2 protein-coding genes are annotated in these 2,231 nt (G+C 42.7%); both read right to left on the bottom strand.

Translation table 11 applies throughout. The features are described 5' to 3' along the window. Window positions 1-336: thiamine pyrophosphate-dependent enzyme (locus F6K51_RS36220; RefSeq protein WP_293030727.1), on the bottom strand; the 336-nt coding region annotated here is incomplete at its 3' end. A 394-nt stretch (window positions 337-730) separates the two neighbouring features. Further along, window positions 731-1,915 (bottom strand): transposase, encoded by a 1,185-nt coding sequence (locus F6K51_RS36215; RefSeq protein ID WP_293030729.1) that lies wholly within the window; start codon window positions 1,913-1,915, stop codon window positions 731-733. Between the last annotated feature and the right edge of the window lie 316 nt (window positions 1,916-2,231).

Here is a 2,231-nt window from a genome sequence, read left to right as displayed (position 1 = left end):
ACCACCGCGTCCCTTGCTGCAGCCTGTTGCTTTGCCAAATAACTCTGCCATCACTTCCCGTGCTGGCACTCCTGCACTTAAGGCATGGACGTGGTCACGATAGGTGCTACTAACAAAGTCTTCACCATTACGCAACGCCTTGATGACTCCTGTTGACACTGCCTCTTGACCGTTGTAGAGGTGGACAAAACCAAACATTTTGCCCCGATAGTACATTTCAGCACATTTGTCCTCAAACAAGCGCCCGAGCATCATATCCTCGTAAAGGAGTAATCCTTCTGCGCTGGTAATGGGTCTGTAATCCTCTACTTTAGGTAAAGTTCTTTCCTGAGCCATTAATTTGTCCTATACTTGTCCCAACACTATACTGGCATTTAGCCAAACTACTTGTTTAGCCAATTTAAGCAAAGCTATTATAAAGTTTCACTCAAGCCTACAGGATTTATCTTCCAGAATTTATCTTATAGGTCAAGCCTAGAGGTAATAGTTAGGTCAAGTTGACTTGACTTAAAATCACACTACTCCTTTAGTGTTTTAGTTTAAATGAACTACCCCGTCCTGGTCGTTCGCCTTTGGCGTGGCCTACGGCCAGGACGGGGTGTCAGCAGACCCGTCCTTAGAACGTGATTTTTGACGCTTCATCTTTCCGGAGACGAAACCTTAGAATAAGGCAGCCTTAATCATAAAGTTTTAACCCTTTACCCATAGCCGACCAACCATAAAGGCTGCCTTATTCTTGCGGTAACTTCTGACCTAGTTGCCTCATCGAGCCAGTGTGCTTACTAGTCTTTGAGGTAGAGCTAGAAAATCCACGTTTATCGAGGTCAGTCCCGTACCCCGGCTGTTTTCCATTAGCTGCATTGAACATTACCATTGCGCTTGTCTTGTCTCTATCGAACTCAAAGCCGCAAGCATCACAGACATGGTATCTATTCGATAGTTCAGCCCAACTTTTGTGAACTTTCCCACATTCTGGACAACGCTGAGATGGTTTTAATTGTCTAGTCGGTAGTTGAAGGACAATTCCGCCTTTGAGTTCGATTTTGTAGGTCAGCATTTTATTAAGAGTGCCGAATCCCACATCCAAAATAGCCTTGTTTAATCCAGCTTTTTGTTTTTTCCTTTTTGACCCTTTCTTAGCTTTTAGGGTCATCCCTTTTGTATTTAGCTTTTCAGTTACGCCGATGTCATAACGACTAGATAAATCTGACGTAACTTTGCGATGCAGCGCGGTCTTGGGGGTTTCCCCCATGAGCGACTGCATCAAGACGTGTTGCCAATCCTTGCGCGCTAACCCAACTTTTCTTTTTAATTTGGATTCTTTTTTGTTCGCCTTCTTCCAACGCTTAGACGCTTTTATGCCTTTTTTGAAATTAGGAGCCTGTTTGCTGCGCTTTTCCTTACCAGCGGCTTTAACCTTGGATTCTAAGGTCTTCGTAAAGCGCTGGTTAGCTATCTCCTCAAACTCTCTGCCATTGAAAGCTGTAATTGCTGTTTCAGTTCCCAAGTCATAAGCTACGATTTTTTCATACGTCAAGTCAGATCCTGATCCGTATTTAGCTGTTTGGGATTCTATTTTGACAGTTATTGAAGCATACCAAGCATTAACACTAGGCTTGTAAGTAATAGTTAAGGTTGTTGGAGTTCCCCAAGATTTTGTTTGACCACGCATCTTTATAGTGATGCCAAGGTCGTTTAACGTCAAAGTGCCATTCTTCCCGTCAGTGTTAACCTTCCAACCAGCTTTACTAGGATAAGTCCATCCAGAGTATTTCCGAATTGGTTTATACTTTGGAATTTCACTCAACCCTTGGAAGAACCGATTATATGCCAAATCTACTCTTTTAAGAGTGGCCTGCAAAGAAGTACTGTATAACTCCTTGTACTCCGGCCAGCACTTCTTGAAATCAGGCAAGCAATTCTGCTGATCAAAGTATCCTATGGATTTTTTGTTAGCCTTCCATTCATAGGGACGATGCTCCGAAGGAGCCGCCAAGGGCGAACGGCTATCCCAGCGTTATAGAGTAACTGATGCAGTTTTCTCGCATAAAACATCTTTGAATTAGCTGTTTGATTGGGATAAATACGAAATGTCTGCCTAAGATTCGCCATAAATTAAATCACATCCTTTAACTCCGTGCTCTTTACCTGCTATATTATTAGTATAGTTGATGATAAATATAAATGTCAAGCACAAAAAGGAAAAATCCTCAGAAAAGAATGAGGGGAGC

This window comes from Moorena sp. SIO3I8 (assembly GCF_010692325.1).
In the GTDB taxonomy this organism is placed as follows: Bacteria; Cyanobacteriota; Cyanobacteriia; order Cyanobacteriales; family Coleofasciculaceae; genus Moorena.
The sequence above is the reverse complement of the archived record's forward strand: the minus strand, read 5'-3'. Positions and strand labels throughout refer to the sequence as shown.